Here is a 25,926-nt window from a genome sequence, read left to right as displayed (position 1 = left end):
CAAATACTTATGACTTGAATGTTATTTTTGCACGACAACACTCGGTGCCGTCGGTACGAACGATGCGTACGCAATACTCATTTTCGGATGTCTGTTCACGAAAGAACGATAGAGTGTCACCCGCATGCGCTTCGGCTACATAAGCTATCTCGAAGCGACGGATCGTGTGTTCTTGATACCATGATATTGGCCATAAATCCAGCACGTGCTCTATATACTTTATTGAGTTGATATGACCATTGATATCCACATCGTTGTAGTATGTGTTAATGGTATGAACAAATTGAGCGTCAGTACTCATTTTCACACGACCACCTTTGTCGATGGGGCATGGGTAATCAGTTTCTATCCAGTTGTTGATTGCCCCGTTATCAATGGCGAAAATGTCGGTGGGTTGACGAGTCTCCGTATCTATCATGGCCCATATAGAACGTCCATAGCCATATATGTGCCCATTCTCGTCACTAACCTTGAAATTACGACTAGTAAAAAACTTCATTGCATTCTCTACCCAAGTTTCTACGTTAAACTTGCTGTATTGGCTAGGCATTTCGGTTATTTCGATGGCTAATCTTGATAGTACCCACGAACGTTTGATGGTCATAAGGTATTTCATACCGAAACCGCGGGCTGATGAGTGGAAATCTGCAGCATTTAGCATATGATTGCCCAAATGACCCATAAAGAGGTTTCCATTGAAATCGCAGTGGAAGGGTTCAGCCAAGAATTCGTACTTTCCTATTTTATTCATATCCATTATTGACGAAATTTCTCTATCGTTAAGTTTTACTCGTTCTAGAAATATATCACTAGAAGTATCCTTACGGCGTATTGTTCGTTCTCAATCGCAATGCGATCATACCCTTATTTTTTACTTCTTGATTCTCTTTCTTCCAAGAATTCACTTACTTGTTCTTGGGTTCCGCGGGTAACAGCAATTCGGCCGCTTCGAGTGTATTGTAGCACACAATCGAAGGCGTCAAGTGCACGGAATAGCTCTATAATAGAATCCGTCTGCCCGCTTTTCATTACTATGGTATAAGTCGGGTTTACCTCAGTAATAGTGGCGTCATAGCGGCGAACAGTGCGTGATATTTCTGGGTTGGAGAGCACTTTCTCAGTGGAAAGCTTGTATAAACCGGCTTCTCGAATAAACAGTTGGTCATCGGTGAAATAGTTAGCCTTTACAACATCAATCTTCTTCTCTATCTGATGGGTGATAATTTTAATTTGATCTTCAGTACTCCAAGCAGTGATGGTGTACTTGTGTACGCCCTCTATACTGCTGGCTGAAACGTTAAGACTTTCGATATTGACCTGCCGACGGGTGAATACTGCTGTGATTTGATTCAGTAGTCCTGCTACGTTTTCAGAATAGACTAGTAAAGTGTAGAGCTTAGCTCCCTTTATATAATCTTCATTCTTCATGATGCTTATTATTTATACTATTTAAATCTCCAACTTCATTTGCTCTACACTCATTCCTGGTGGGGTCATTGGTAGCACGTCATCGTCTTCTTTAATGGCACACTCCAGAATGAAAGGTCCTTCTGTCGTTAACATTTTGCTAATGGCAGTCTCAAGATCTTTGCGGTCAGTAACGACATGATAGGGTATGCCATAACCTTGTGCAATGGCCTCATAGCAAGGATTCATCATCTTAGTGAATGACTTGCGGCGCATCCAAAACATGTCTTGCCATTGGCGTACGTTTCCTAGATAGTGGTTGTTCAAAAGAATCATTTTCACAGGCGCCTTCTGTTCCATAATAGTGCCTAATTCCTGAATGTTCATTTGGAATCCACCATCGCCCATGAAACAGCACACCTGACGATGTGGTGCTCCGAAGGTTGCTCCAATGGCGGCAGGCATACCATATCCCATTGTACCGAGACCACCACTAGTGCATATGCTGCGCTGATGATGAAATTTGAAATATCGAGTGGCAAAGAGTTGATTTTGACCTACATCAGTGACTAGTATGGCATCGTCATCAGCCTGGTTGGCCACTGCATTAACCACTTCGCCCATTAACAAGGGACCATTGGTGGGGTGAATGGCTGGTTCTATAACCTTTTGACGTTCTTTCTCGTCTAGTTCGTAGAATGAAGAACGCCAATCTTCGTGGTTAGCTTTATCTATCAACGCAGTTAGTGCTGGCAAAGACTCCTTGCAGTTTGCAACTACAGCCACATCGGTCTTCACATTCTTATCTATTTCAGAATGGTCAATGTCTAAATGAATAATTTTTGCTTGTTTCGCATAGGTCTTCAGGCTGCCTGTTACGCGGTCGCTGAAACGCATGCCGATAGCAATAAGAACATCACACTCTTGCTCCTTTAGATTGACAGCATAGTTACCATGCATTCCTAGCATGCCCACATTCAACGGGTGGTTAGAAGGCAGAGCAGAAAGTCCTAACATAGTTCGACCAGCTGGGATGTCGGCTTTCTCAAGAAACTCTTTCAGCTCCTCTTGTGCATTACCAAGTTCAACACCTTGTCCTACCAGGGCAAGGGGACGTTTCGCGTGATTGATAAGGTCGGCAGCCTGTTGCACAGCATCATTATCTAAAGTCGGGTAGGGAACATATGAACGGATAAAGTTGCATTTGGATTGTTCCCATTCTATCACCTCGGTTTGGGCGTTCTTAGTAAAGTCAAGAACCACGGGGCCTGGTCGTCCTGTGCGAGCTATATAGAATGCGCGGCTGACGGCCCATGCCACATCGGCTGCATGGCGTATTTGGTAGCTCCACTTCGAAATGGGTTGCGATACACCTACAAGATCTACTTCCTGAAAGAAATCAGTACCAAGTGCACTTGTAGGTACTTGGCCCGCAATAACTACTATAGGGGTAGAGTCCATCATAGCATCGGCAATACCCGTCAAAGTATTAGTAACGCCAGGCCCACTAGTGACCAGTACGACTCCCACTTCGCCACTGACACGGGCATAGCCCTCTGCTGCATGAGTGGCCCCCTGCTCATGGCGCACTAGAATGTGGTCAAAACATTTTTTTTCACCCCGAGTATAGTCAAAAAGTGCATCATAGGTGGGCATGATAGAACCACCCGGATAGCCGAATATTGTTTTCACGCCTTCGGCTTTGAGTGCACGCATTAGTGCTTTTGCTCCTGTTATTTTGTCTTTCATTATCAACTTCATTTAGTTTAGGGGGTCTAAAAGACGAACGCCACCTTTGTCGGCTGACGAGACACTTTGTGAGTAAGCGCGTAAAGCTTTAGAAACAAAACGCTTTCGCTTTAATGGCTGCTGCTCTCGTTCAGCAAGTTCTTCATCGCTCAATTTCACGTTGATGCTTCGTGAAGGAATGTCTATAACAATGATGTCGCCATCCTTGATTTTACCAATGTTGCCACCGCTAGCGGCTTCGGGCGAGATATGGCCAATGCTTAGTCCGCTAGTGCCACCAGAGAAGCGACCGTCTGTGATTAGAGCACATTCTTTACCCATATGCATTGATTTGATATAAGATGTAGGGTAGAGCATCTCTTGCATACCAGGACCACCTTTAGGTCCTTCATGGGTGATGACTACGCAGTCTCCTTTTTTTACACGACCACCCAGAATTCCTTCGCAGGCATCTTCCTGTGAGTCGAATATTACAGCCGGTCCCTCAAAATGCCATAAAGCCTCATCTACGCCAGCGGTCTTTACAACGCAGCCGTCCTGTGCAATGTTACCAAAGAGCACAGCTAACCCGCCATCTTTGGTGTAGGCATGTTCGAGATCTCGAATACAACCACCGATTCGGTCGGTATCTAGTGTATCATATCGTTCTGATTGCGATCCCATTTTGGTAGAGAAACGGTTGCCTGGAGCTGAGTGATAGATATGGCTGGCGTCTGTATCTATGGGACCATCAACAATTGAATATTTCTTTAGAACTTCTCCTAGTGTCATTCCGTCAACGCGAGGTGCACTAGTGTCAATAAGTCCGCCTTTTCTTAACTCGTTTAAGATGCCTAAAATACCTCCAGCACGATTGCATTCTTGTACGCTATACTTCTGCGTGTTAGGGGCAAGCTTACATAGACAAGGCACACGGCGGCTCAGAGCATCGATGTCTTTCATCGTGAAGTCAGCTTCTGCCTCCTGAGCCACAGCCAATAGGTGGAGAACGGTGTTGGTTGATCCTCCCATGGCAATATCAAGTGCCATGGCATTCATAAATGCTTTACGTGTAGCAATGTTGCGTGGCAGCACACTCTCATCACCATCTTCGTAGTAGGCAAGTGCGTTCTTTACAATTTGGCGTGCCGCCTTTTTAAATAGTTCTATACGGTTGCTATGGGTTGCTAAAATGGTTCCATTGCCAGGCAGTGAAAGTCCAATGGCCTCAGTGAGTGAGTTCATGGAGTTGGCTGTAAACATGCCAGAGCAAGATCCGCACCCTGGACAGGCACAGCTCTCAATCTGTTCCATTTCCTCATCCGTAACACTGGAATCAGCTCCTTTCACCATCGCAGTGATGAGGTCGGCATTTTCTCCGCGCCAACGTCCAGCCTCCATAGGACCGCCCGAACAGAAAACAGCAGGGATATTCAAGCGCATAGCGGCCATCAACATGCCAGGTGTCACTTTGTCGCAGTTTGAGATACAAATCATCGCGTCGGCTTTGTGTGCATTAACCATATATTCCACTGAGTCGGCAATGATATCCCTTGAAGGCAGCGAATATAGCATGCCATCGTGTCCCATCGCTATACCATCATCGATGGCTATGGTGTTAAACTCGGCTGCATAACAGCCCATTTTTTCAATTTCTTCTTTAACAATCTGTCCAATCTCGTGCAGATGAGTGTGACCTGGCACGAACTGAGTAAACGAATTGACAATAGCAATTATAGGCTTACCAAACTGTTCGTGTTTCATTCCTGTGGCTACCCATAATGCGCGGGCTCCAGCCATTCGTCTGCCTTCTGTGCAGACACTACTTCTCAATGGATGCTTCATATCTCTCTAGCTAGTTATATCGTGTAATTTATATTTGTTTCTATTGTGGCATATCGCCTATATTTGAGTTACGTCCTTCTAGTTCCTCGTCAACGGGCATCATGTCGTCTTCACTACCACATGGGTTAAAACCAATTGGAAGGTCGAATTGATCTTGCTGGGTGTAGCCCAGTTCGGGTGTTGCATAAATCTTATTCATATAAATGGCAAAAATAGGCAGAGCCATTGAGGCTCCCTGACCATAAGTCATTGAATCGAAGTGGATGTCACGGTCGTCACCACCTACCCAGCAACCTGAAACTAGTTTCGGGGCTATTCCCATAAACCAACCATCGCTGTTGCTATTTGTTGTACCGGTTTTGCCTCCCAATGGCGCTGTGATGTTATATCGGAAGCGCAGTCGCCCACCTGTACCGCCATCGATTACAGCACGTAGCATGTCTATCATCTTATCGGCACTCTCGCCGCTAATAACCTCGTTCATGCGTGGTTTGAATTCCGCTACCACGTTGCCTTCGGAATCGACAATACGGGTGACGTAGAGCGGAGCTGAGCGTACGCCATGATTGACAAATGCCGTATAGGCGCTGACCATCTCTGCAACAGTAATCTCACATGGTCCCAAACAAAGTGCTAATGATGGAACAATCTCTGGGTTGCGTATGCCGTAGCGTTTTAGCAGTTCGGCAAAGTTACGTGGTCCCCAGCGGTCGATAAGGTAGGCTGAGATCCAGTTGTTAGACTGTTGCAAACCCCACTTTAATGAAACCATCTCACCATAACGTGTGCGACTGCCGTTGCGAGGGGTCCAGGCCTGTCCGGCATCGGTATAATAGGTACGCTGCTCGTTAGGAGCCTCTGTACATGGTGTCATGCCGTTCTCCATAGCTAGTGAATATAGGAAAGGCTTGATGGTGGAACCCACTTGACGACGTCCTTCTGTTGCCATGTCATAGGTGAAATGCTGGAAATTCAAACCTCCCACATATGCTTTTACGTGGCCATTCTTAGGTTCCATACTGAAGAAACCTGTACGCAAGAAAGTCTTATAATAGCGGATAGAATCCATTGGAGTCATAATCGTGTCTTTCTCGCCCCGATATGTGAAGACCGTCATCTCAATTTTGGTGTTAAAAGCCCGGTCAATCTCCTCCTGTGAAGCACCAGCAGCTTTCATCACTCGATAACGTTCACTCTGGCGCACGTTGCGCTGAAGAATGCGCTGTATTTCTTCATCTGATAAAGAACTTGAGTATGGCGCATTGCGCTTGTATTTCAGTGATTGGTTGAAGGCCGGTTGTAGATAGTTAACCACGTGCTGATAGCAAGCATCCTCCGCATATTGTTGCATACGTGAGTCAATAGTGGTATAGACCTTCAGTCCATCGGTGTAAATGTTGTAGTAACTGCCGTCACGTTTCTTGTTCTTGTTGCACCAACCAAATAGTGGGTCTTGTTCCCATGCCAGCGAGTCAAGGTAGAAACTCACATATCCCCATTCTGGATAGTTGTCGCGCTGGGGTTTCTTGGCCGTCATGTATCGGCGAAGAAAATCGCGGAAATAAGTGGCGCTTCCTGCATTATGATCGGCTACATGAAAACGTAGGTTAAGGGGCACTTGGCAACAACTATCAAACTCCTCTTGAGTGATATAATCTTCTTTGAGCATTTGCCCTAATACCACATTGCGACGCTCAATGCAACGCTCTGGATAGCGGCGTGGATTAAAGTAAGAAGGATTTTTGCACATGCCAACTAGTGTTGCAGCCTCTGTCAGTGTCAACTCTGATGGCTCCTTCGAAAAATAAGTGTTGGCAGCAGTTTTAATACCTACAGCATTGTGCAGGAAGTCGAAGTAGTTGAGGTACATGGCGATAATCTCATTTTTTGTGTAGTATCGCTCAAGTTTGACAGCAATAACCCACTCAATAGGCTTTTGGAAAGCTCGTTCCATACTATTCTTAGCAACATCGCTGAATAGCTGCTTGGCCAGCTGTTGGGTGATGGTAGAACCACCACCTGCATTTTTCTGTCCCAATATGCCACGCTTAATGATGGCACGTCCTAGTGCATAGAAGTCAACTCCCGAGTGCTCATAGAAGCGTGCATCTTCAGTTGCAACTAATGCATTAACAAGAGTTTCTGGTAGGTCGGAATAGTTGACCAATACGCGGTTTTCGCGACTCATGCTCCATGTCCCCAGTAGTTTATTGTCGCAGGAAAGTACCTGTGTGGCATAGCGGCTGATAGGGTTCTGTAGGTCTTCTATGGGAGGCATGTAGCCAATATATCCGTTTGAGATGGCCCAAAAACATATTGCAGTTGACAGAACGATGAAAGTCAATATTGACCACAAGGTAATTACAAACCGTTTCCTCATATCTTCTTCTTCTCTGTATTCAAAATTGTTTCAGCCCGCAAAAATACTAAGTTTTTCCGATATAAGCAAATTTTAGGCTTAAATAAGTAAAAAAGAAAAGGCGGGGATGTTTTTTCTTTCATCTCCGCCTTTATTGTAATTCCAATTTCTCAAAAAGAGTTATTATTGCTCTTCAGGAGTAATAAGTTTGTAGCCTTTGCCATGAATGTTGATAATCTCAATTTGTGGATCGTCCTTCAAGTGCTTGCGTAGTTTTGTGATGTAAACATCCATAGATCTAGCATTGAAATAATTATCATCAATCCAGATGGTCTTCAGAGCGAAATCACGCTGAAGGATTTCGTTGGCATGCGAGCAAAGCAAAGCAAGCAGTTCATTCTCTTTGGTAGTCAGCTTGGTCTGTTTGTCACCCATTGTGAGCAGTTGCTTCTGTGTATCGAATATAAAATTGCCGATATGGTAGAGGGTAGACTCTTTTGTTTTTTTACCATGTACACGGCGCAAGATTGCTTCAATACGGAATACAAGTTCCTCCATTGAGAAAGGTTTGGTGATGTAGTCATCAGCACCCAACTTAAATCCTTCGAGGATATCTTCTTTCAAAGTCTTTGCTGTCAAGAAAATAATAGGCATGTCAGCATTTGCGCTACGTATCTCCTGTGCCAATGTAAAACCATCTTTCTTAGGCATCATCACGTCAAGTACACAGATGTCGAACTTCGTTTTCATGAATGCTTTAAAGCCGGCATCTCCATCAGGGCAGAGTTCTGCCTCAAATCCCTTAGCTGCTAAGTATTCGCGAAGCAACATTCCGAGGTTCTCATCGTCCTCGCAAAGTAAGATTTTCAGTTTGTCTTCCATATTCTTTTCTTTTTTGCCCCCTGTATTAGGGGATGGGGGGTAGAACAGAGTTCTTTCCTCCGAGTTAATACTTAATTTATTTATCTTTATTTATTCTATATTAGTCGGGCTATTGTGTACTATCCTCTTTCAGTACAGGCAACTTGACTGTAAACTTGGTGCCTTTCCCGATTTCGCTTTCGCATTTGATTTCACCATCGTGCAGATTAATAATCTTTTTTACGTAAGCCAAGCCAAGTCCAAAGCCCTTAACATCATGTACGTTACCCGTATGAACTCGATAGAACTTGTCGAATACCTTTTTGACATTGTCTTTCTTTATTCCAAGTCCGTTATCTTCAATACTGAAACATAGCAGGTTTGTTCCTTCGTTCCAAGTACGTATATGGATATTAATGGGTTCGTCGGGTTTACGGTACTTCACGGCATTATCCATTAAATTGGTGATAGCGTTCTGGAAATGAACTTCGTCAACGTAGATTGCAGAGTCGATAGCTTCTATTTCTGTGGTTATATTACCACCAGTGTGTTCTACGCGCAGGTTGAAACTGCTAGCAGTTTGTTCAAGCAGTTCGTTGAGATCCAGTTCTTTCTTCTTGAACGAGGCAGTCTTTCTGTCGAACATCGACATTTGGAGCACTTTCTCTACAAGGAAGCGAAGACGCTTTGACTCGTCGTTAATCACACCGCTGAGGTGTTTCATCATGGACTGACTCTTAGTCACACTGTCATCGTTCATCATCTGAGCAGCCAGCGAGATGCTCGAAATCGGTGTCTTCAACTCGTGAGTCATGTTGTTGATGAAATCGTTTTTAATCTCTGTATAGCGCTTCTGACGGAAGATCACTACTATAGTAAAGATAAATGTTAGCAGCAAAACCATCGTGAATATTAACGCAGGAATCATGAATCTGATTGACGAGAATATGTACGAACTCATGTCTGGGAAGTGTATCTTTACCACGCCCATTCTCGATGAGGGATCATTACGGTAGAGCGTTTGCGTATAGGTATATTCATCACCTTCATCAGAATAATCAGGACAACGGTATATCTCTCGTCCATCGGCTGTAGATACAGTAAAGTGATAGGGGATGCTGATGCCGTTGTTCATGAGCTCGGAGCGGATGTCCTGGTCCAACAGTTTGAAGTTGACACGCTCTTTTAGTGGCTTCTCGCTTGCCGTATATAAGATATTATAGACCACTTCATCGAGCAGAGCTTTCTGATAGACATATCGATTGCGCACAATCTCTTGGAGTGTCTTGGCTGCTTCAGATTTCTGATTTTTGTCTGAATGCATTATCATTGCTTTTGGCACTGAGGCAGGCTTTGTTGTAAAAGTCTTGAGTTCAAAAGCAGAATAGAATGTACCGTCGTCAGCAGAAACAGAGAATTGATGAGCATGCTGGATGGAGCCATCAAGGCTGTTTACAATGACGGAGTCTTGTGTGAATGCTTTTCGTTCTACTTCGTTAACGTCCTTCTCCAAATAGCGAAGTGTCTCATTCAGCTCCAAGTTGCGTGATGCCTGATAGAGGCTACGTGTCACGCTCTCGTCGAATTGCTCCTTCTTCATCTTCGCCATCTCTTCGATGTAGGAGATTTGCAAATAAAGCAATCCTAAGAACGAAGTTCCCATCACGGCTGCTATAATCCATATCGTAGATTTCTTCATCTTTTCTGCTATTTAATAACGATGTCGCAAAGATAAGTGAAATTCAACACCATAGTTCTTTTTAAGTTAATTATTTCTGTTAATTTTAACAATATTAACATGAAACAATATTGTTGGTTGCTTATATATTACTAAATATTATACCCCTTGATGTAAATAAAGAGACCTTGGGCTTATAATGCCTAAGGTCTCTTTGTATGATAACTTCGTATGAAGTGAATTATTAGTCTTCGTCTTTGAGCTCAGCTTCGTGCTCCTTAATAAGTTGCTGTTGGATATCGTTTGGCACGAGTTCGTAGCTAGCAAACTTTGTTGTAAAGGATGCACGACCACCAGTGATCGAACTTAGTGCGATAGAGTAGTTAGAAAGCTCCTTTAAAGGTATCTTGGCAGATAACTTCTGATAGCCTGCCTCTGAGTCCATTCCCATAATGATGGCACGACGTCCTTGGAGGTCGCTCATTACATCGCCCATATAATCGGATGGTACATATACCTCAAGGTCATAAATAGGTTCAAGAACCTTTGGACCTGCTTCGCGGAATGCAGCCGAGAAAGCATTGCGAGCTGCAAGCATAAATGAGAGCTCGTTAGAGTCTACTGGGTGCATCTTACCATCGTAAACAATCACTCGAACATCACGGGCGTACGAACCTGTCAGTGGTCCTTGCTCCATGCGTTCCATCACACCTTTTAGGATGGCAGGCATGAAACGCATATCAATTGCACCACCTACTACAGAGTTGATGAATACCAATTTGCCGCCCCATTCTAAGTCAATCTCTTCCTTACCTTTGATGTTCATCTTGAACTCCTGGCCATTGATCTTGAATGATGTGGGATCGGGCATACCGTCTGCATATGGCTCTACAATCAGGTGTACCTCACCAAACTGTCCGGCACCGCCTGATTGTTTCTTATGACGATAGTCTGCACGAGCCATTTTGGTGATAGTCTCACGATATGGTATTTTGGGCTCCAAATATTCAATCTTGATTTTCTCGTTGTTCTCCATACGCCATTTTAAAGTGCGCAGATGGAACTCGCCCTGTCCGTGAACAATAATTTGGCGTAATTCCTTCGACTGCTCTACAACCCAAGTTGGATCTTCCTGACGCATCTTTGTAAGAGCAACCATCATCTTTTCTGTTTCTGCTTCGTTTACAGCTTTGATGGCACGTGAGTACTTAGAATTAGGATACTTGATGAAGTCGTAGCGCCACTCGCAATCTTTGCCGTTTAGGGCATTGCCAGTTTTGACATCTTTAAGTTTTACCGTACAGCCGATATCGCCAGCTTTTAGTTCGTCAACAGGAATGCGGTTGGCTCCGGCACAAGCATAAATGGTACCGATACGTTCTTTAGAACCTCGATCGGCATTGGTCAGGTCATCACCACTTTTTACCGATCCACTCATCACTTTGAAGTATTGTACTTCACCAATATGAGGTTCAACACCAGTTTTGAAGAAATAGAGTGAAGCAGGACCAGCGGCATCAGGGGTAACCTCTTCGCCGCGTGTATTACGCACTTTTGGCATCTCGCTAACGAAAGGAACCACGTTGCCTAGGAATTCCATCAGGCGTCGAACACCCATATCCTTGCCTGCGCATACACAGAATACAGGGAAGATGCTGCGGGTCACAAGTCCTTTACGGATACCTTCGCGCATCTCGTCTTCTGTCAAGCTCTCACTTTCAAAGAATTTCTCCATTAGAGTGTCGTCGTTGGCAGCAGCTGCCTCTACGAGGGCGGCATGAAGTTCTTTAGCTTTCTCCATCTGGTCAGCTGGAATATCTTCAATGATGGGGGCACCACCTTCAGGTTTCCATGAGTATTTCTTCATCAGAAGTACGTCAATGACTGCATTGAAGTCGGGACCGGTAGATATGGGATACTGCACAGGAACACATTTCTCGCCATAGATTTCCTTCATGTTGTTCAGAATGGTATCGAAGTCGCAATGCTCTTTATCAAGCTGGTTTACCAGGAAGATGACAGGCTTTTGCAACTTATCAGTATAACGAAATGCATTCTGTGTTCCAACCTCTGGACCATACTGACCATTAATCAGAATGACAGCCTGGTCTGTGACGTTCAGTGCTGTGATTGCACCACCTACAAAGTCGTCGGAACCTGGGCAGTCTATAATATTTAATTTCTTGTTGTTCCATTCTACATGAAAAACAGTAGAGAACACCGAGTAGCCATATTCCTGTTCTACGGGGAAATAATCGCTCATGGTGTTCTTACCCTCTACGGTGCCGCGACGCTTAATAATGCCGGCCTCGTAAACCATTGCTTCGGCAAGAGTAGTCTTGCCGCTACCCGCACTGCCAAGCAATGCAATGTTTTTAATCTCGTTGGTCTGATAAACTTTCATTAGTGTTACAGGTTTTAGTTATTAATAATTTATTGGTAATTCTCTTCTCGCCCTTAGGTTTGAGGCCTCTAAAGTACGCATTTTCTGCCTAAATACCAAAAAAAACTTTTGAAAATTAAACAAAATTAGTAATTTTGTAGCGATTATGGCAGGACTATATATTCATATTCCCTTTTGCGCGAGTCGTTGTGTGTATTGTGGCTTCTTTTCGACCACGCAACTTGACTTATCTCAGAGATACGTAGATGCATTGTGTAAAGAGATGCAATGCAGACAATCTCAGCAGATAATCTCTACCATTTATCTTGGTGGTGGTACACCCTCACAACTCTCTTCTCAGCAACTTAAGCAGCTCTTTTCATATATATATAAGGTGTATCGTGTAGACCCTTTAGCAGAGGTGACGATGGAATGTAATCCAGACGACGTAACACAACAGTTTATAGAGTCGCTAAGCGAATTGCCTGTCAACAGAGTGTCAATGGGTGTACAGACGTTTAATAATGATCGTCTGCGCTTTTTGCGTCGCCGTCATAATGCTGATCAAATTGCTCCATCTGTCGAGTTGCTGCGAAGGGCCGGTGTTTCCAATATAAGTATTGATCTGATGTATGGTTTCCCTCAGCAAACTCTTTCTGAGTGGCTCCTCGATATTAACAAGGCATTATCTCTTGATGTAGAACATTTGTCGGCCTATGCCCTGCAATATGAGGAGGGAACAGCACTTTATAGAATGCTGGAGAAAGGAGAGGTGAACGAGATTGATGAAGAATTAGAGCGTCAAATGTATTTTGAACTTATTGATCGCCTTGCTTCTGCGGGTTACGAACATTACGAAATCAGTAATTTTGCCCGTATAGGCTGTCGCTCACGCCATAATTCCAGTTATTGGAATCAAACACCATATATAGGACTTGGGGCTGCGGCTCATAGCTATGATGGATTCAAACGCCAATGGAATGTATCAAGCCTTTCGGAATATTTGGAAGGAATTGAGAGTGGTTTACAGCATGTGGACTTCGAAGAGTTAGATGAGTCAACTCGCTATAATGACTTGGTAATGACAGCACTACGTACTTGTGACGGGCTCTCGTTGCAACTACTCACACCTCAACAGCGCCAGTACTGTTTGAGCATGTCTCAGAAATACCTTTCGAATGGTTGGCTTAAATTAGTTGACAACCATTTGATACTGACGCGTGAGGGGCTTTTCGTTAGCGATATGATTATGGCAGAACTCATGAAGGTATGAGTTGCTGCCAATCAGAAGGGTGCGTCCCCAGGTGGTGGCGGTAGTGGACTTCCTCCAAAGGGGTCAAAATTATCTGGAATATTATTCTCACCATTGACGCGCGATCCAAGAATTTCACCTCCACCATCTTGTGGCGCTCGGTTTTCCAAACGTGTGTCTTCAGGATTCTCAAATCGAGTGTATTCACCGCGGAAGGTCAATAGCACATCACCTGTTGCACCTTTACGGTGCTTGGCAATAATAATTTGTGCCATGCCATGTAGGTCGCGTCCATTGTCATCTTGGAAAATATGATAATATTCAGGACGATGGACAAACAATACCATATCGGCATCCTGCTCAATGGCTCCCGACTCACGCAGGTCGCTCAGTTGCGGGCGCTTACCTTCCAAACCTTCACGACTTTCCACACCACGATTCAACTGTGACAGAGCCAAAATAGGCACGTCAAGCTCTTTGGCTAATCCTTTGAGCGAACGTGAAATGGTCGACACTTCTTCCTGTCGTGAAGAAAAACGCATGCCATTTGCATTCATCAACTGAAGATAGTCAATCATGATGATTTTTACGCCATGCTCGCGCACCAATCGGCGAGCTTTAGTACGTAGTTCGAATACAGAAAGACCAGGGGTGTCATCTACATAGAGTGGGGCACCTAGCAAACCATTGATGCGTTTATCCAAACGATCCCATTCGTCAGGTTGAAGTTGTCCGTTTAGAATTTTTGAACCTTGAATTTCACAACAGTTCGATATCAGACGGTTTACCAGCTGCACATTCGACATCTCAAGTGAGAAGAATGCCATAGGAACCTGATAGTCGGCTGCAATATTCTTGGCCATAGAGAGCGCAAATGACGTTTTACCCATGGCAGGTCGTCCGGCAATGATGACAAGGTCACTGGCCTGCCAGCCACTGGTCATATCGTCCAATTTATGATAACCTGTGGGCACACCCGTCAAACCGCCAGAATTACCAGCTGCTTTCTGTATGGCTTGCATTGCCTGACCTACAACTGGATCAATTTGGGTGTAGTCCTTCTTCATGTTTTTCTGAGAAAGTTCGAAGAGGGCACCCTCTGCCTGCTGCATCAGTTCGTCAACATCAATTGTCTCATCGAACGCTTTTGTTTCAATATCACCGGCAAACTGGATGAGTTGACGTGCCAAGAACTTCTGAGCTACAATACGAGCATGGTAGTCAACGTGAGCAGAAGAAGCAATACGTGTCGATATCTCAGCAATATAGCTCGGACCACCAGCCTCTTCCAGTTGTCCGTTCTTTGCCATTTGCTCAGTTACGGTCAGTACGTCAACCGGTTTCTCTGCCATCGCGAGGTCACGGATAGCAGTATAGATCATCTGGTGACGTGGATCGTAGAAACTCTCAGGGAAGAGCATCTCGCAAACCACCGAATATGCATCTTTGTCAATGAGCAAGGCACCAAGTACGGCACGCTCTATGTCAAGTGCCTGTGGCTGCAGGTGTGCATAGGTGTTGTCCACTGGCTGTTGCTTTCTACTACGTCTTTTGGTTGTATTTTGTTCTGGCATACTAATTATAGCGTTTGAATTGCAAAGGTACGTATTTTTTTTGATATGGTTTGTCTTTTTCCGTGAAAATGATTACTTTTGCACCAATAAATAAATATAAGATGATTATTTTTCCTATAGCAAAGATAAACCTTGGTTTAAATGTGGTTGAACGTCGTACAGATGGATATCATAATCTGGAGACGGTGTTTTTTCCTGTTGCGCTGAAAGATGCGCTCGAGGTAACAGTGATGGACGAAGCATTTCCATCTGATTATGATTGTGACTTAAAGGTGTCGAACATTGCGATAGAGGGAGATGAACAAAAGAATCTTGTGGTTAAGGCCTATAACCTACTAAAACAAGATTTTCCTCAGATGCCTCGCGTGCATGCTCATTTATATAAGGCTATACCTACGCAAGCCGGAATGGGTGGAGGTAGTAGCGACTGTGCGGCAATGCTAGTGTTGCTGAACAGAATGTTTGAGCTTGGACTCACCGAGCAACAACTTATTGGCTATGCGGCCCGTTTGGGTGCCGATTGCGCATTTTTTGTGTTGAATACACCATCTTATGCCGAGGGGATAGGCGAACAACTTATGCCTATTGATCTCAGTTTAGATGATTATTGGCTAGCAGTGGTACGTCCAGATATTCCTGTACCAACGAAAGAAGCATTTTCGTTGATCACTCCCGCTCGTCCAGAAAAGAACTGTAGGGATGTTGTCCAGCAGCCAATCAGTTCATGGCGACATGATTTGAAAAACGATTTCGAAAAGAGTGTTTTTGCTTTACATCCTGAAATTGGTGCTATCAAACAACGTCTCTACGATATGGGTGCTGAATATGCCGCAATGAGTGGCAGTGGAAGTGCTGTATTTGGCATTTTCAGTCATGAGCCATCGCTGGAATCTGAATTCGATGGGATGTTCAAGCAGATTTTAAAACTCTAATCCTCTACGATGCCCGCCTTTTGCCATTGTTCAATGAGCTGGTTAACATCTTGAGCGGCATCTTCTCTGCTGACTTCGTATTCTTCTAATAGTAAATCTATCAGAGTGTTGGCTGTAAAGTCAATGCTCTGAACTTTATTCCACAGGTATGCAGCCGATTCGTTCATGCTGATGATACGACTGAAGTCAATATTCTCTATACCTTCAGCTACAATCACATTTTCACCGCATATGTTGCGAAGTCTAAATCCTTTTTTTGTTTTCATATCCTTTTTATTCGTTTATTATCAGTCAAGATGTTTGTCTTCTCCATCTACGTGGTATGTGTGGATGCATAGCAAACAAAAGATAGCGTCGAATGGAGTAGAGACGTGTCCACCACCATGAGTATATACGCCATTTGCAACCGTCGGTACTGTCAAGTTTGTTACGTCCTTTTCGATAGAATCCGATAGCTTTAGCGCGTATGTCTATTATTTTGCAATATTCGTTGTTCAAATTACCATCGCCCCTTAATGTCACATCGTCACCATCAATAGCGATAATGCGGTGCAGAACAAAACTACCTTTGGCTATTTCAGCAAGCACGGCATCTCCTACGGCATAGTGTTTGGCTATTTTCAAGAGAGCTTTGTCGCGTCCGTCCTCCAAGAATGGTCGCATACTACGACCACGAAGGGGCAGAGTGACCGTATGTCCTTCCTGCAGCAGATTCACCACCTGAGGCAGGAACTGGTCGTTGTCCATTTGGATTGTTGTTATGGTACGATGGTCTTGTAGCATAGCTGAGCTGCTTCTTCGTTTGGTAGGCAATGAAGCGTGTAGATAGGTGTTTTCTCGATTAACTGTGTGAGGTCGTCGCAGAGAAAATTGTGAATATCAGAATCCCACATCATACTTGAACATGCAGGCAAAAGAGAGGCAAATGCTTGTACTGGTCCTAGCTTTTGAATTGAGTTTTCGGGTGCTCTGCAAATAGTGGTAATGGCAGCTAATTGCGTTTTCACATTTCTATAACAGGGCGTTTTTCCGCTCCATGGTGAGCCGTAAATGTAGGCTTTGTTATTGATGATACGTATGATGGGATTGTCGTCGTTCAGCAGTTCTGCTCCGTCGATGTACTTCATCCAAAGTGCCGTGTGTGTGCTCTTGCCAGTGCCGCTCTTAGCGGTAAAAGGGAATCCCCATGCTCCATATTTAATACATGATGCATGTATCAGCATGGTGTGATGATAGGCACCAGCGAAGGCATAAATGAGCATCAACGCATCATTCAGTCCGAATGAGCGCATGGTCCAATCACCATTAAGTGCACATTGGCACTCATTGAATGTTCTGTTGCTTATCAGTAAGCAACAGTCGCGACCATGTGTATCTCGTATGACATACTGATAACCTCCGTCACTCAACTGATAAACAATTGTGTCGCCATTTCCTGTGTCAAACTTTCGTACCAGCGTTTTGTCCTTTCTAGGCGATAGCGTGTCGTCAATGGTTAATGTGAAGAGAAGTTCTTCTTGTGGCGCATTTGTACTAAACTGACAGAACGATGGCAACAGTTCCATCGCGTTTTTCTGCCCATCAGTAAAGTTGATGCAGATGTTGTGCTCAGCTATTGTGAAATAGTGACTATTTCTCATCTTCGCTGGCGTCGTATGCCATGAATTTGAAGTCGCCACTTTTCAGATGACGCAGGTCGAAGTGTACCTTTCCGTCCTTGCCAGGCATGTATAGACGCTTCATCTTGAGATATTTCTTCTCAAGTTTGGAGCGCTGCTTATTATAGAATACGATACAAGTGCGATGGGGCATCTGCTGCTGTTCCAAGTAATCACGCAGCTGATATGAATAGTTGTCTCGGCCAGCCAGAAATTTTGTTTTCTTGTCTATCCAAGCGCTGTCAACTTCCTGAATGTCTGTGAAGTGTACAATTGTGTCGTTGAAAGACGCTGCTACGCCAAAGACATACATCTTAGGCACTACTACTTTTTTCGCCTTAACAGTTGTGGCAGTTCCAAATAAGGCTGCCAACATCATAATGAGTGTTAGATGTTTCAAAACTTTCTATTTACTTGTGTGTTAATACTCTATTGAAATCGCTTTTATGCCCCTAAATAGCTGAGTAAGACCTTGTTCTTAGCGTTGCAACGCAGCCGTCGAATAGCTTTTTCTTTAATTTGTCTCACTCGTTCGCGCGTCAAACCAAATCGCACACCAATCTCCTCTAATGTCATCTCTGGCTGATCTATGCCAAAGAATGCCATAATGATATTGCGTTCGCGCTCGCTCAGTTCCTTCAGCACATCTCTTATTTCCGACTGTAACGATTCTCTTACCAGTTCGCGGTCGGCCGATGGTGAATTGTCGTTCACTAGTACATCCAGCAATGAGCTTTCTTCTCCGTCGGCAAAAGGGGCATCTACCGACACTTGCTTTCCGGAAATATTGATGGCTTCATCAATTTTCTCCATGGGCAAATCTATGTGTTCTGACAATTCACGAGCAGAAGGTCTGCGTTCGTTCTCTTGTTCGAACTTACTAGCCACTCGGTTTATTTTATTCATCGAGCCCACCTGGTTTAGTGGCAATCTCACTATTCGACTCTGTTCAGCGATGGCTTGCAGTATGCTTTGCCTAATCCACCACACAGCATAGGAGATGAATTTAAATCCGCGTGTCTCATCGAATTTCTCGGCGGCTTTGATGAGTCCCAGATTACCTTCGTTAATGAGGTCGGGTAGGGACAGTCCCTGGTTCTGGTACTGCTTAGCTACTGAGACTACGAATCTCAGATTAGCCTTTGTTAACTTCTCTAGCGCTTTCCTGTCGCCTTTGCGAATCAGTTGGGCAAGTTCAACTTCTTCCTCCGTGCTGATCATCGACTCTTTGCCGATTTCTTGGAGGTATTTGTCGAGAGCTTCGCTCTCACGGTTAGTGATTGATTTGGTAATTTTAAGTTGTCTCATCAGGTACCAGTGTTAAAGTCTATAGAGCGCAAAGATAGTAAAGAGAAAGGAGGAAAAAGTGTTTTGTCTTAACTTTTTTCCTCCTTTTAATAACTTTTAACAATACAATGCGTTTACTCGCTCAATTGTACTACGAAATAGCCGCGTTTTCCTGTGGGGAATAGACCTTTGATGATCAGCACAGGCTCTTTCGAAGTTGAAGCTTCTTTAACTACCTCCTGAAGGTCTTCGACAGACTTAATTTGTTCGTCGTTTACGCGCTGAATGATGAAGCCCTTGGGGATGCCTGCTTCTTTCATTTTGCCAGCATTCACTTTCAGTACCTCCAATCCGTAGCTGATCTCAAGCTGTTCCTTCTGTGCTTTCGTGATTTCGCGGAAGTCTGCTCCCAGTACATCCATGTCGGCATTCTTCACTACCTTGGTATTGCCTTGCTCATTGCGCAAAGTGACAGTCTTCGTCTGTTTCTTTTTGTTGTGCAAGTAGGTCAGGGTTACCTTGTCGCCAGGACGCTTCTGAGCCAGGATACCAGAGAGCTCACCATATTTGGTCAGTTTCTTGCCGTCCACCTCGATGATGATATCACCCTTTTCGATACCTGCTTCTGCAGCAGCGCTTTCCTCTAATACTTCACCTACATAGACACCTTCCATTGTGCCGTAGTCGGTAGGCTCCTTGCCTTCTTCCTTTTCGAGGTCCACCTGGGCCTTGACGTCGTGTCCGCCAATACCAATCATGGCGCGCTGTACGGTGCCATACTTCTTCAGGTCTTCTACCACCTTGTTCATCATAGCAGTAGGAATGGCGAATCCGTAGCCGCTATAAGAACCAGTCTGTGAATAAAGCATAGCGTTGATACCAACCAATTCACCATTGGTGTTGACCAAGGCACCACCCGAGTTACCTGCATTGATGGCTGCGTCGGTCTGTATGAAGCTCTCTACGCCATTGGCGCCCAGTGTACGAGCTTTAGCTGAGATAATACCAGCGGTCACAGTATTGTTCAGTCCCAAAGGATTGCCGATGGCCAAAACCCATTCGCCCACTTTCACATTATCGCTATTGGCTATGCGGATGGCTGGCAGGTTCTTACCGTCAATCTTGATAAGAGCCAAGTCGGTGGTCTTGTCGGCTCCGATGATGCGTGCTGAATATTCCTTACTGTCAGACAAGGTGACGGTCAGTTCGTCGGCACCATCCACCACGTGGTTGTTGGTCACAATGTAGCCATCGGTTGAAATGATAACACCACTACCTGTGGCAGTTTTTTTAGGTGTCTGCACCTTCTGTTTGCGTGTACCTCCCTGTCCGCGCTGTCCGCGTCCGAAGAATCCGCCGAATGGGTCAGAGAAAAAATCCTCAAAGGGGTCGCTTTGCACCTCTACGGTCTGGATTTTTGAGTTCTGCACATACTTAATATGTACAACAGTTGGGAGCGCTTTTTCTGCAGCGTATGTCAAATCTACTGGCTGTGCGGCCGGCAGGTTAGAGATTTCTGTGGTCTCCGGATTTGCAGCCAGCACATTGGCTGCGTTTGTCTGGTTAAAAGCTGCTACCGAGAATACGATGGCCGTCAAGCTGAGGGCCGGGATAACATAATTAGCAATCTTTTTCTTATCCATAATCTTCATATTAGTGTTAATGTTTATAATTTCGTGTAATCCTTTGATGCAAATATATGGGCAAAAGTTTAAAAACTGACAATATGTCCGTTCTTTTTGTTTGATTTTAACATTTCGTGCCACGCCTTTAATGTCCGTTTGCGACTGCCAACAGTATTTTTACATTCATTTAATTCTTTAAATTAAACAAAAATTAGCATCATTCAAAAAAAAGTATTACCTTTGCACTCGCGAAAGCAGCGTTCCGGCTTGCCGCTGGTGTTTCTGAAAGGAGAGACGAGAGGAAAGTCCGGGCAGTATAGGGTGCTCCACTTCTGAAAGTAGAAGCAGTTGGCGACAGCTGGATATGGAAGAAGAAAATAACCGCCTCATATTTATATAAGGTAAGGGTGAGAAGGTGGTGTAAGAGACCACCAGCCAGCGGGTGATCGTTGGGCTGTTCCATCTGGAGACTGCAAGTTCATGTATACCATCGCCAATTGAGGGTTGCCCGCTCGAGTTCCTTTGAGGATGCGATGGAGGGTAGAACGCTAGAGACGTATGGTGACGTACGTAGTAGATAAATGGCAGGCGCTGACTTTTTGTCAGTACAGAACCCGGCTTATAGGGGCGCTGCTTTCGTTTTTTCTCTTTACGCTACATGATTAACCTCGATGAAATCAAAAGTTAGAAATCTTCAACAGTTGCCCGTTTATAAAATAGCCTATCTGGCTATTCGCTTTTTTACGAAGGAGCGTGTGGTTAATCAGGCTTCGGCTCTGACATACAGTACGCTGTTGGCTATTGTGCCTATCATGGCGGTTATCTTTGCCATAGCCCGTGGTTTTGGCTACAATCGTTATATAGAGCTATGGTTTCGCGATGCCTTCTCGTCGCAACCCCAAGTGGCTGAGGTTATCATAGGTTTTGTCAATAGCTACTTGGTGCACACCAAGAGTGGTATCTTCTTGGGCGTAGGTCTTATCTTTATGCTTTACACCGTGATGCTGCTGGTAAATCACATTGAGATTGCCTTCAACGAGATTTGGCAGGTGAAGAGAAAACGCAGTATTTTTCGTACTGTAACCGATTATTTCGCCATGTTCTTCCTGTTTCCCATTTTTATTGTTATCTCTACCGGTCTCAGCCTTTTCTTAGCCACGATGGCCGATTCGATGACCGATTTCCTATTATTGGGATCGTTTGTCAGGAAACTCATAGATATGTCGCCCTATATCCTCATGTCGCTATTGTTCATTGGGTTATATGTGTTTATGCCCAATACGCATGTCAAAGTTAAGAATGCAATTATCCCAGGCATATTGTCGGGCATAGCCATGCAGCTGGTTCAGTTCTTCTATATTCATTCTCAGATGTGGGTCACGGGGTATAATGCCATTTACGGTTCATTTGCTGCGCTACCTATGTTTATGTTGTGGGTACAAATCTCCTGGACCATCTGTCTTTTTGGAGCCGAGTTGACTTATACTTCGCAGAACCTTGACTACTATGTCTATAATGGTCGTACAGAGGATATTAGCCATCGCTATCAGCTAATGCTTAGTGCCTTGCTCATGAGCATCGTGTGCCGCCGTTTTGCCGCCGGGCGCCGTGGGCCTACAGCCGAAGAACTGCGACAGTCGTCAGGCATTCCCATTCGTGTGGTTTATGACCTGTTGTATCAATTGCAAGAAGCGCGTCTGTTGATAGAGATCACTCCTGATGAGAAAGGTGATGAGTCGCGCTATCTTCCAGCCGAGAGTCTTGACAACCTGAGCGTGGGCGTGATGGTAGATCGGCTGGAAGCACAAGGACGATGGCAGCTTAACTTGCCTGTAGCCAACTTGCTGACTGACGAGTGGGTACGAGCTGTTGTTCAGCGTAATGCCTACCTGCGTCAAGCTCGCGACATCCGTCTAGAGTCGCTCTATAAGGGTGAATAAAAACACTTGTGCGATGCCTCTTTCGTTTGGGAGGCATCGCACAGCTATTCATATAAGAAAATAGTCTAGTATAATAATTTGAGATAAAGATAGAGGTTATAATATACCACTATACTCGTTGCTAACTGCTTGACACACAAATGTCTTCAGTTGAAGATATACTAACTACAATAAGGGTTGATTCTTATAATTAGTTAATAGCGGTCAGGTTTGTTTTTTGAATACTTTGCAAAGGTACTAAGTTTTTTGCTATTAACCAAACTACATCTCATTATTCTTGGTTGTTATGTCAAAAATTAGAGAACATGGATCGAAATCGCAAAGAAAAATAAGGGAGCGCAGAGTTAAAAAATTCAATGTGCTCCCTCTTTTATTAATGCGCTCCTTCTATCTCAATATCTCCGATGCGCACATATCCGTCTGCACCGCCGTTAGTGACGTTCAGTCGTACATATCGTGCCTGTGTGGGCGTGATGTTGGCTTCGGTCACAGGGGCTGTGTTGCCGGTATAGGTGCCAATGGTGGTCCATGTCTCACCGTCCATACTGAGCTCAATAGTGAAATCACGTGTGTTTAGTTCTGGGTCGAGTCCAGATGTCTCTGCATGGCGTATCACATAGCGGCTGATTTCGTAGGGCTCTTGAAAATCCATCTGTATCCATCCTTGATTTTTCGACTGTCTTGAAATCCATGTGTTGCTTGATGATGGTGACCCGTCTGCAGCATATCTTGCAGGCGTCTTGGCAGAGGAACAGGTGATCTTCATGTCTTGCAGCATGGTGATGTTGAATGGTAGATGATTTGCTTCGCGATAGTAGCTGAACCAATGGTCGGCACGCACGATGCTAACGTTGCCTGGCGAAAGCGTATTGAGCTTATCTTTAAGAGCTACCAGCTTATCTGGGCCTACGTCCCACACGGTGACCTGTCCTGTGACGAACATAGGTTTGGTGCCGTCAAAGTTCTTAATGTCTCGATTGAAGAAGTCTGTGACCACATCTGTGCTATTGGCGTAGCATGGATATTGTGGCGCAATAGGCAGTGTACCCGATTGAATCGATCCCTGGAGTCGGCCGTTTTGACGTTCCCAGTCGTTGATGGTCAGTCCATAGAGATAGGAGCAGTTGTTGGCATAGCAGTTGCCTTGTCTGTTGTGAATGTTGTCCCAGATGGTGATGATGCGAAGACCGGTTTTCTCAAGGTATCGCTGCGTGAGCTGCGTGTATTTGTTAAACGGCTCAGTTTTGACATAGTTACTATAATATTTATTATTGTGGGCATCGTAAGGCATGGCATAGCCAAGTCCTGAAGGGCCACAGACAAAGCAGTCGTTGTTTGACGCCTTACCATAGTAGTAGTTCAGCATGGCCGGCGCAAAGTCTGCCAAAGCAGGGCTAATGGTCCAGTTCATCGGCATCTGTCCTCGGCCGCCTTGCTCGAAAATCTTTGCCATTGCATGCTGGCAATACTGTATGTTGTCGCCATCACTGATATATACGGCTGCATAAATCTTATTTTCCAGCTTGGGACGTTGGGGCACAGGAGCAATCTTGATAGGAGTGTTGACAGCAGAATAGACAGTAGCATTTTCAAAGAAGTCGGCAGGCACGGTTGACAGTCCGTATTTGGTAGCTTCGCCAACACCCGATCGCTCTTCGGGGTACCATCCCAGCACGATGTCGCGTCCAGGGGTCATGTCGGTCAGCATTTTGTCCAACACGTTTCGTTCACTCTGTATGCGTGGGTCCAGCCAAACACATGCAGATCCGCATGCAGCACCGATGTCGTGTACGTAGGGGATGGTAGGGTTCAGGCTTATTAACAATCGATGGTTGCAGCGCTGCCAGTAGTTGTCGTAGAGGTAAGTATAGATGTCGGTGGCTGTACTCATGGTGAGTTGCGTCAGATCGACCTTTACAGGCAGTTGAATGCCATTGGCCTCAAGTTTTTCTTTCACCTCAGGTGTCACGGGCAATAGTCTGTCAAGTCCGCCAATGGTAACAGCCAGGTTGGCATAATGGTCGCTCAACTCATTAGTGTAGAGCACTAGTCCGTTGAGCTCTTCCATATAAGACTTCACCAGTTCGTAGGGATTCCCTGTTGAAATGGCACTCGTTCTCAGTCCGTTGGCAGATGGCCATGTGCTTTGTGGCTCTTCATTGTGGTTATAGAGCAGAATACGTGGACAGGTGCGGTTGACGATGCCTTGCAGTGTGCAGAACATGACACGTTCGGCATTGCCCAGTCGTGCGGCAGGCATGTCGAGCGTCTTGATCGTAGAGGCCGGTGGTAACAGATGTGGCAGCAGTCGATCGTCGGGCCAAATCAGCTCGTCTGTTTCCAGTATGTGCTGTCCCATACTGTTGGTATGATAGAGTGTGTCAGCAAACGAAATGTCCTTCACCTCGTCCACACTGGTGCGCATCTGTGCACCGTTGATCAGTTTCATGATCATGGTTGCAGGCTGGCTCTGGGTTTCACTCGAAGGTTGTTGCAGATGGTTAATGTCAAATGGTAGAAACTTGATTTGGTCTAGTTCTACTACTCGTGTTTTACTACTGCTACCGTTGGTTTTCAGTATGCTCATCACTTTTTCTTGAGCCTCTATACTATTTAAGGCTCCCAGCAATATAGCAACTGTGATAATGGTTGTTCTCATTTTGTAATACTATTTAGTTAGGTTGGTGCAAAGGTACGAAATAAAAAGAGAAAAGTGCCACTTTAAGAGAAGAAAAGTTTCGCTTTTTCTTGTGCAATAATAATTGTTTAATGAATTTAAAGGGCTCAGTAGAAATTTAGGGGTCAAGCGAAAAATCTAAGGGTAATCCTTTTTTTTGCGTTTCAGTAGAGGCTCAGCAGATTCTTTAGATTGAAATCAATTAAAGTAGAAATCAGATAGAAAAAGGACTGGATTCCCACCTCCCTCGGGAGGGTCGGGGAGGGGATGTTGGATTGTGTTGTTTTCTCCCCTCCCATGTAGGGGAGGGGAGTGCCTACGTAGTCAACCAACCCCCTCTAAATCTCCCCGAGGGGAGACTTAACCCCCTCCCTCGGGAGGGATGGGGAGGGGTTAGTTCAGTTCATACAACTAGCCACGCCGAGGCTAGTGGCGATCGCCGTGAGCACGGCGATGATGGTCTGCACGATAAATTTCCAAGTTTCAATTTTGTTTTTCATGGTATTATTCGGTTAATTTGGTTAATTACGATTTGGGGCCGCCTGTCGGCGGGAAGGTTTAGCTCGACGGCCGACAGGGAAAGTCAAATTATTCAAAATTTGATTCAAAATTAAAAAGAGATTTATATCCCTTCGGCTTGTGTCAGGCGAGAAAGAAAATAAAAATGAAAAATTTTGTTTTCAATTTTGAAAAATTTCCCTGCGAAGCAGGCCAAACCTC

20 protein-coding genes and 1 other RNA gene are annotated in these 25,926 nt (G+C 44.8%); 4 read left to right on the top strand and 17 right to left on the bottom strand.

Features of this window, described 5'->3' with window-relative positions; all coding sequences use genetic code 11:
- Positions 1-7: 7 nt before the first annotated feature.
- The 8 genes from T496_RS0108965 to T496_RS0108925 form a co-directional block, all read right to left on the bottom strand.
- Positions 8-751: an acyl-[acyl-carrier-protein] thioesterase gene (locus T496_RS0108965; protein WP_394331347.1), complete on the bottom strand. Its 744-nt coding sequence runs from the start codon at positions 749-751 to the stop codon at positions 8-10.
- A gap of 113 nt (positions 752-864) precedes the next feature.
- Complete coding sequence (gene ilvN / locus T496_RS0108960) at positions 865-1,428, bottom strand: acetolactate synthase small subunit (RefSeq protein ID WP_027450453.1); 564 nt, start codon at positions 1,426-1,428, stop codon at positions 865-867.
- Between the two features lie 21 nt (positions 1,429-1,449).
- Positions 1,450-3,159: a biosynthetic-type acetolactate synthase large subunit gene (gene ilvB, locus T496_RS0108955; protein ID WP_027450452.1), complete on the bottom strand. Its 1,710-nt coding sequence runs from the start codon at positions 3,157-3,159 to the stop codon at positions 1,450-1,452.
- Between the two features lie 9 nt (positions 3,160-3,168).
- Entirely contained in the window at positions 3,169-4,980 is a 1,812-nt protein-coding gene (gene ilvD, locus T496_RS0108950; protein WP_027450451.1) for a dihydroxy-acid dehydratase, read from the bottom strand.
- A gap of 40 nt (positions 4,981-5,020) precedes the next feature.
- Positions 5,021-7,360 (bottom strand): transglycosylase domain-containing protein, encoded by a 2,340-nt coding sequence (locus T496_RS13815; RefSeq protein WP_044110958.1) that lies wholly within the window; start codon positions 7,358-7,360, stop codon positions 5,021-5,023.
- Between the two features lie 162 nt (positions 7,361-7,522).
- Positions 7,523-8,221 (bottom strand): response regulator transcription factor RprY, encoded by a 699-nt coding sequence (gene rprY / locus T496_RS0108935; RefSeq protein WP_027450450.1) that lies wholly within the window; start codon positions 8,219-8,221, stop codon positions 7,523-7,525.
- A 109-nt stretch (positions 8,222-8,330) separates the two neighbouring features.
- Positions 8,331-9,899, bottom strand: coding sequence for a sensor histidine kinase (locus T496_RS0108930; RefSeq protein ID WP_027450449.1), 1,569 nt, complete (start codon positions 9,897-9,899; stop codon positions 8,331-8,333).
- 223 nt (positions 9,900-10,122) lie between these two features.
- On the bottom strand, positions 10,123-12,282 hold the full coding sequence (locus tag T496_RS0108925) for an elongation factor G (RefSeq protein ID WP_027450448.1): 2,160 nt from the start codon (positions 12,280-12,282) through the stop codon (positions 10,123-10,125).
- A 145-nt stretch (positions 12,283-12,427) separates the two neighbouring features.
- On the opposite strand from T496_RS0108925, the gene hemW reads away from it, so the two are divergent.
- Entirely contained in the window at positions 12,428-13,534 is a 1,107-nt protein-coding gene (gene hemW, locus T496_RS0108920; RefSeq protein ID WP_027450447.1) for a radical SAM family heme chaperone HemW, read from the top strand.
- A gap of 11 nt (positions 13,535-13,545) precedes the next feature.
- Here the strand turns inward: hemW and dnaB are convergent, their stop codons facing one another.
- Positions 13,546-15,087, bottom strand: a complete 1,542-nt coding sequence (gene dnaB / locus T496_RS0108915) for a replicative DNA helicase (RefSeq protein ID WP_027450446.1) — start codon at positions 15,085-15,087, stop codon at positions 13,546-13,548.
- A gap of 101 nt (positions 15,088-15,188) precedes the next feature.
- On the opposite strand from dnaB, the gene ispE reads away from it, so the two are divergent.
- Entirely contained in the window at positions 15,189-16,019 is an 831-nt protein-coding gene (gene ispE, locus T496_RS0108910) for a 4-(cytidine 5'-diphospho)-2-C-methyl-D-erythritol kinase (protein ID WP_027450445.1), read from the top strand.
- Here ispE and T496_RS0108905 read toward each other — a convergent pair.
- The 6 genes from T496_RS0108905 to T496_RS0108880 all read right to left on the bottom strand — a co-directional run bounded on the left by T496_RS0108905 (position 16,016) and on the right by T496_RS0108880 (position 20,607).
- Positions 16,016-16,285 (bottom strand): PqqD family protein, encoded by a 270-nt coding sequence (locus T496_RS0108905; RefSeq protein WP_027450444.1) that lies wholly within the window; start codon positions 16,283-16,285, stop codon positions 16,016-16,018. The two genes, ispE and T496_RS0108905, sit on opposite strands and share 4 nt — an antisense overlap.
- A 25-nt stretch (positions 16,286-16,310) precedes the next feature.
- Positions 16,311-16,802, bottom strand: a complete 492-nt coding sequence (locus tag T496_RS13810; RefSeq protein ID WP_044110955.1) for a S24/S26 family peptidase — start codon at positions 16,800-16,802, stop codon at positions 16,311-16,313.
- On the bottom strand, positions 16,778-17,659 hold the full coding sequence (locus T496_RS0108895; protein ID WP_027450443.1) for a phosphoenolpyruvate carboxykinase (ATP): 882 nt from the start codon (positions 17,657-17,659) through the stop codon (positions 16,778-16,780). Before T496_RS0108895 ends, T496_RS13810 begins: the two co-directional genes overlap by 25 nt.
- On the bottom strand, positions 17,649-18,077 hold the full coding sequence (locus T496_RS13805) for a hypothetical protein (RefSeq protein ID WP_155808798.1): 429 nt from the start codon (positions 18,075-18,077) through the stop codon (positions 17,649-17,651). Before T496_RS13805 ends, T496_RS0108895 begins: the two co-directional genes overlap by 11 nt.
- A 44-nt stretch (positions 18,078-18,121) precedes the next feature.
- Entirely contained in the window at positions 18,122-18,985 is an 864-nt protein-coding gene (locus T496_RS0108885; RefSeq protein ID WP_027450442.1) for a sigma-70 family RNA polymerase sigma factor, read from the bottom strand.
- 113 nt (positions 18,986-19,098) lie between these two features.
- Positions 19,099-20,607: a Do family serine endopeptidase gene (locus T496_RS0108880; protein WP_027450441.1), complete on the bottom strand. Its 1,509-nt coding sequence runs from the start codon at positions 20,605-20,607 to the stop codon at positions 19,099-19,101.
- Positions 20,608-20,843: 236 nt separating this feature from the next.
- Here T496_RS0108880 and rnpB point away from each other — a divergent pair.
- Both rnpB and T496_RS13800 read left to right on the top strand, forming a co-directional pair.
- An RNA gene (gene rnpB / locus T496_RS14440) (RNase P RNA component class A) lies at positions 20,844-21,227 on the top strand.
- Positions 21,228-21,260: 33 nt separating this feature from the next.
- The gene (locus T496_RS13800) at positions 21,261-22,529 is read left to right on the top strand and encodes a YihY/virulence factor BrkB family protein (protein WP_052342153.1); all 1,269 of its coding nucleotides are present in this window, start codon (positions 21,261-21,263) and stop codon (positions 22,527-22,529) included.
- Positions 22,530-22,902: 373 nt separating this feature from the next.
- On the opposite strand, the gene T496_RS13795 is transcribed toward T496_RS13800, so the two are convergent.
- Positions 22,903-25,116, bottom strand: coding sequence for a discoidin domain-containing protein (locus T496_RS13795; RefSeq protein ID WP_197018944.1), 2,214 nt, complete (start codon positions 25,114-25,116; stop codon positions 22,903-22,905).
- A 488-nt stretch (positions 25,117-25,604) separates the two neighbouring features.
- Positions 25,605-25,706, bottom strand: coding sequence for a smalltalk protein (locus tag T496_RS14960; RefSeq protein WP_155808454.1), 102 nt, complete (start codon positions 25,704-25,706; stop codon positions 25,605-25,607).
- Positions 25,707-25,926: the final 220 nt, after the last annotated feature.

The sequence above is a fragment of the Xylanibacter brevis P6B11 genome (genome assembly GCF_000621825.1).
Lineage (GTDB): Bacteria > Bacteroidota > Bacteroidia > Bacteroidales > Bacteroidaceae > Prevotella > Prevotella brevis.
The sequence above is the reverse complement of the archived record's forward strand: the minus strand, read 5'-3'. Positions and strand labels throughout refer to the sequence as shown.

Coding starts and splice junctions, on each gene's coding strand:
- T496_RS0108965 (WP_394331347.1), bottom strand. CDS start 751: ATGAATAAAATAGGAAAGTACGAATTCTTGGCTGAACCCTTCCACTGC.
- ilvN (WP_027450453.1), bottom strand. CDS start 1,428: ATGAAGAATGAAGATTATATAAAGGGAGCTAAGCTCTACACTTTACTA.
- ilvD (WP_027450451.1), bottom strand. CDS start 4,980: ATGAAGCATCCATTGAGAAGTAGTGTCTGCACAGAAGGCAGACGAATG.
- T496_RS13815 (WP_044110958.1), bottom strand. CDS start 7,360: ATGAGGAAACGGTTTGTAATTACCTTGTGGTCAATATTGACTTTCATC.
- rprY (WP_027450450.1), bottom strand. CDS start 8,221: ATGGAAGACAAACTGAAAATCTTACTTTGCGAGGACGATGAGAACCTC.
- T496_RS0108930 (WP_027450449.1), bottom strand. CDS start 9,899: ATGAAGAAATCTACGATATGGATTATAGCAGCCGTGATGGGAACTTCG.
- T496_RS0108925 (WP_027450448.1), bottom strand. CDS start 12,282: ATGAAAGTTTATCAGACCAACGAGATTAAAAACATTGCATTGCTTGGC.
- hemW (WP_027450447.1), top strand. CDS start 12,428: ATGGCAGGACTATATATTCATATTCCCTTTTGCGCGAGTCGTTGTGTG.
- dnaB (WP_027450446.1), bottom strand. CDS start 15,087: ATGCCAGAACAAAATACAACCAAAAGACGTAGTAGAAAGCAACAGCCA.
- ispE (WP_027450445.1), top strand. CDS start 15,189: ATGATTATTTTTCCTATAGCAAAGATAAACCTTGGTTTAAATGTGGTT.
- T496_RS0108905 (WP_027450444.1), bottom strand. CDS start 16,285: ATGAAAACAAAAAAAGGATTTAGACTTCGCAACATATGCGGTGAAAAT.
- T496_RS13810 (WP_044110955.1), bottom strand. CDS start 16,802: ATGCTACAAGACCATCGTACCATAACAACAATCCAAATGGACAACGAC.
- T496_RS0108895 (WP_027450443.1), bottom strand. CDS start 17,659: ATGAGAAATAGTCACTATTTCACAATAGCTGAGCACAACATCTGCATC.
- T496_RS0108885 (WP_027450442.1), bottom strand. CDS start 18,985: ATGAGACAACTTAAAATTACCAAATCAATCACTAACCGTGAGAGCGAA.
- T496_RS0108880 (WP_027450441.1), bottom strand. CDS start 20,607: ATGGATAAGAAAAAGATTGCTAATTATGTTATCCCGGCCCTCAGCTTG.
- T496_RS13800 (WP_052342153.1), top strand. CDS start 21,261: ATGAAATCAAAAGTTAGAAATCTTCAACAGTTGCCCGTTTATAAAATA.
- T496_RS13795 (WP_197018944.1), bottom strand. CDS start 25,116: ATGAGCATACTGAAAACCAACGGTAGCAGTAGTAAAACACGAGTAGTA.
- T496_RS14960 (WP_155808454.1), bottom strand. CDS start 25,706: ATGAAAAACAAAATTGAAACTTGGAAATTTATCGTGCAGACCATCATC.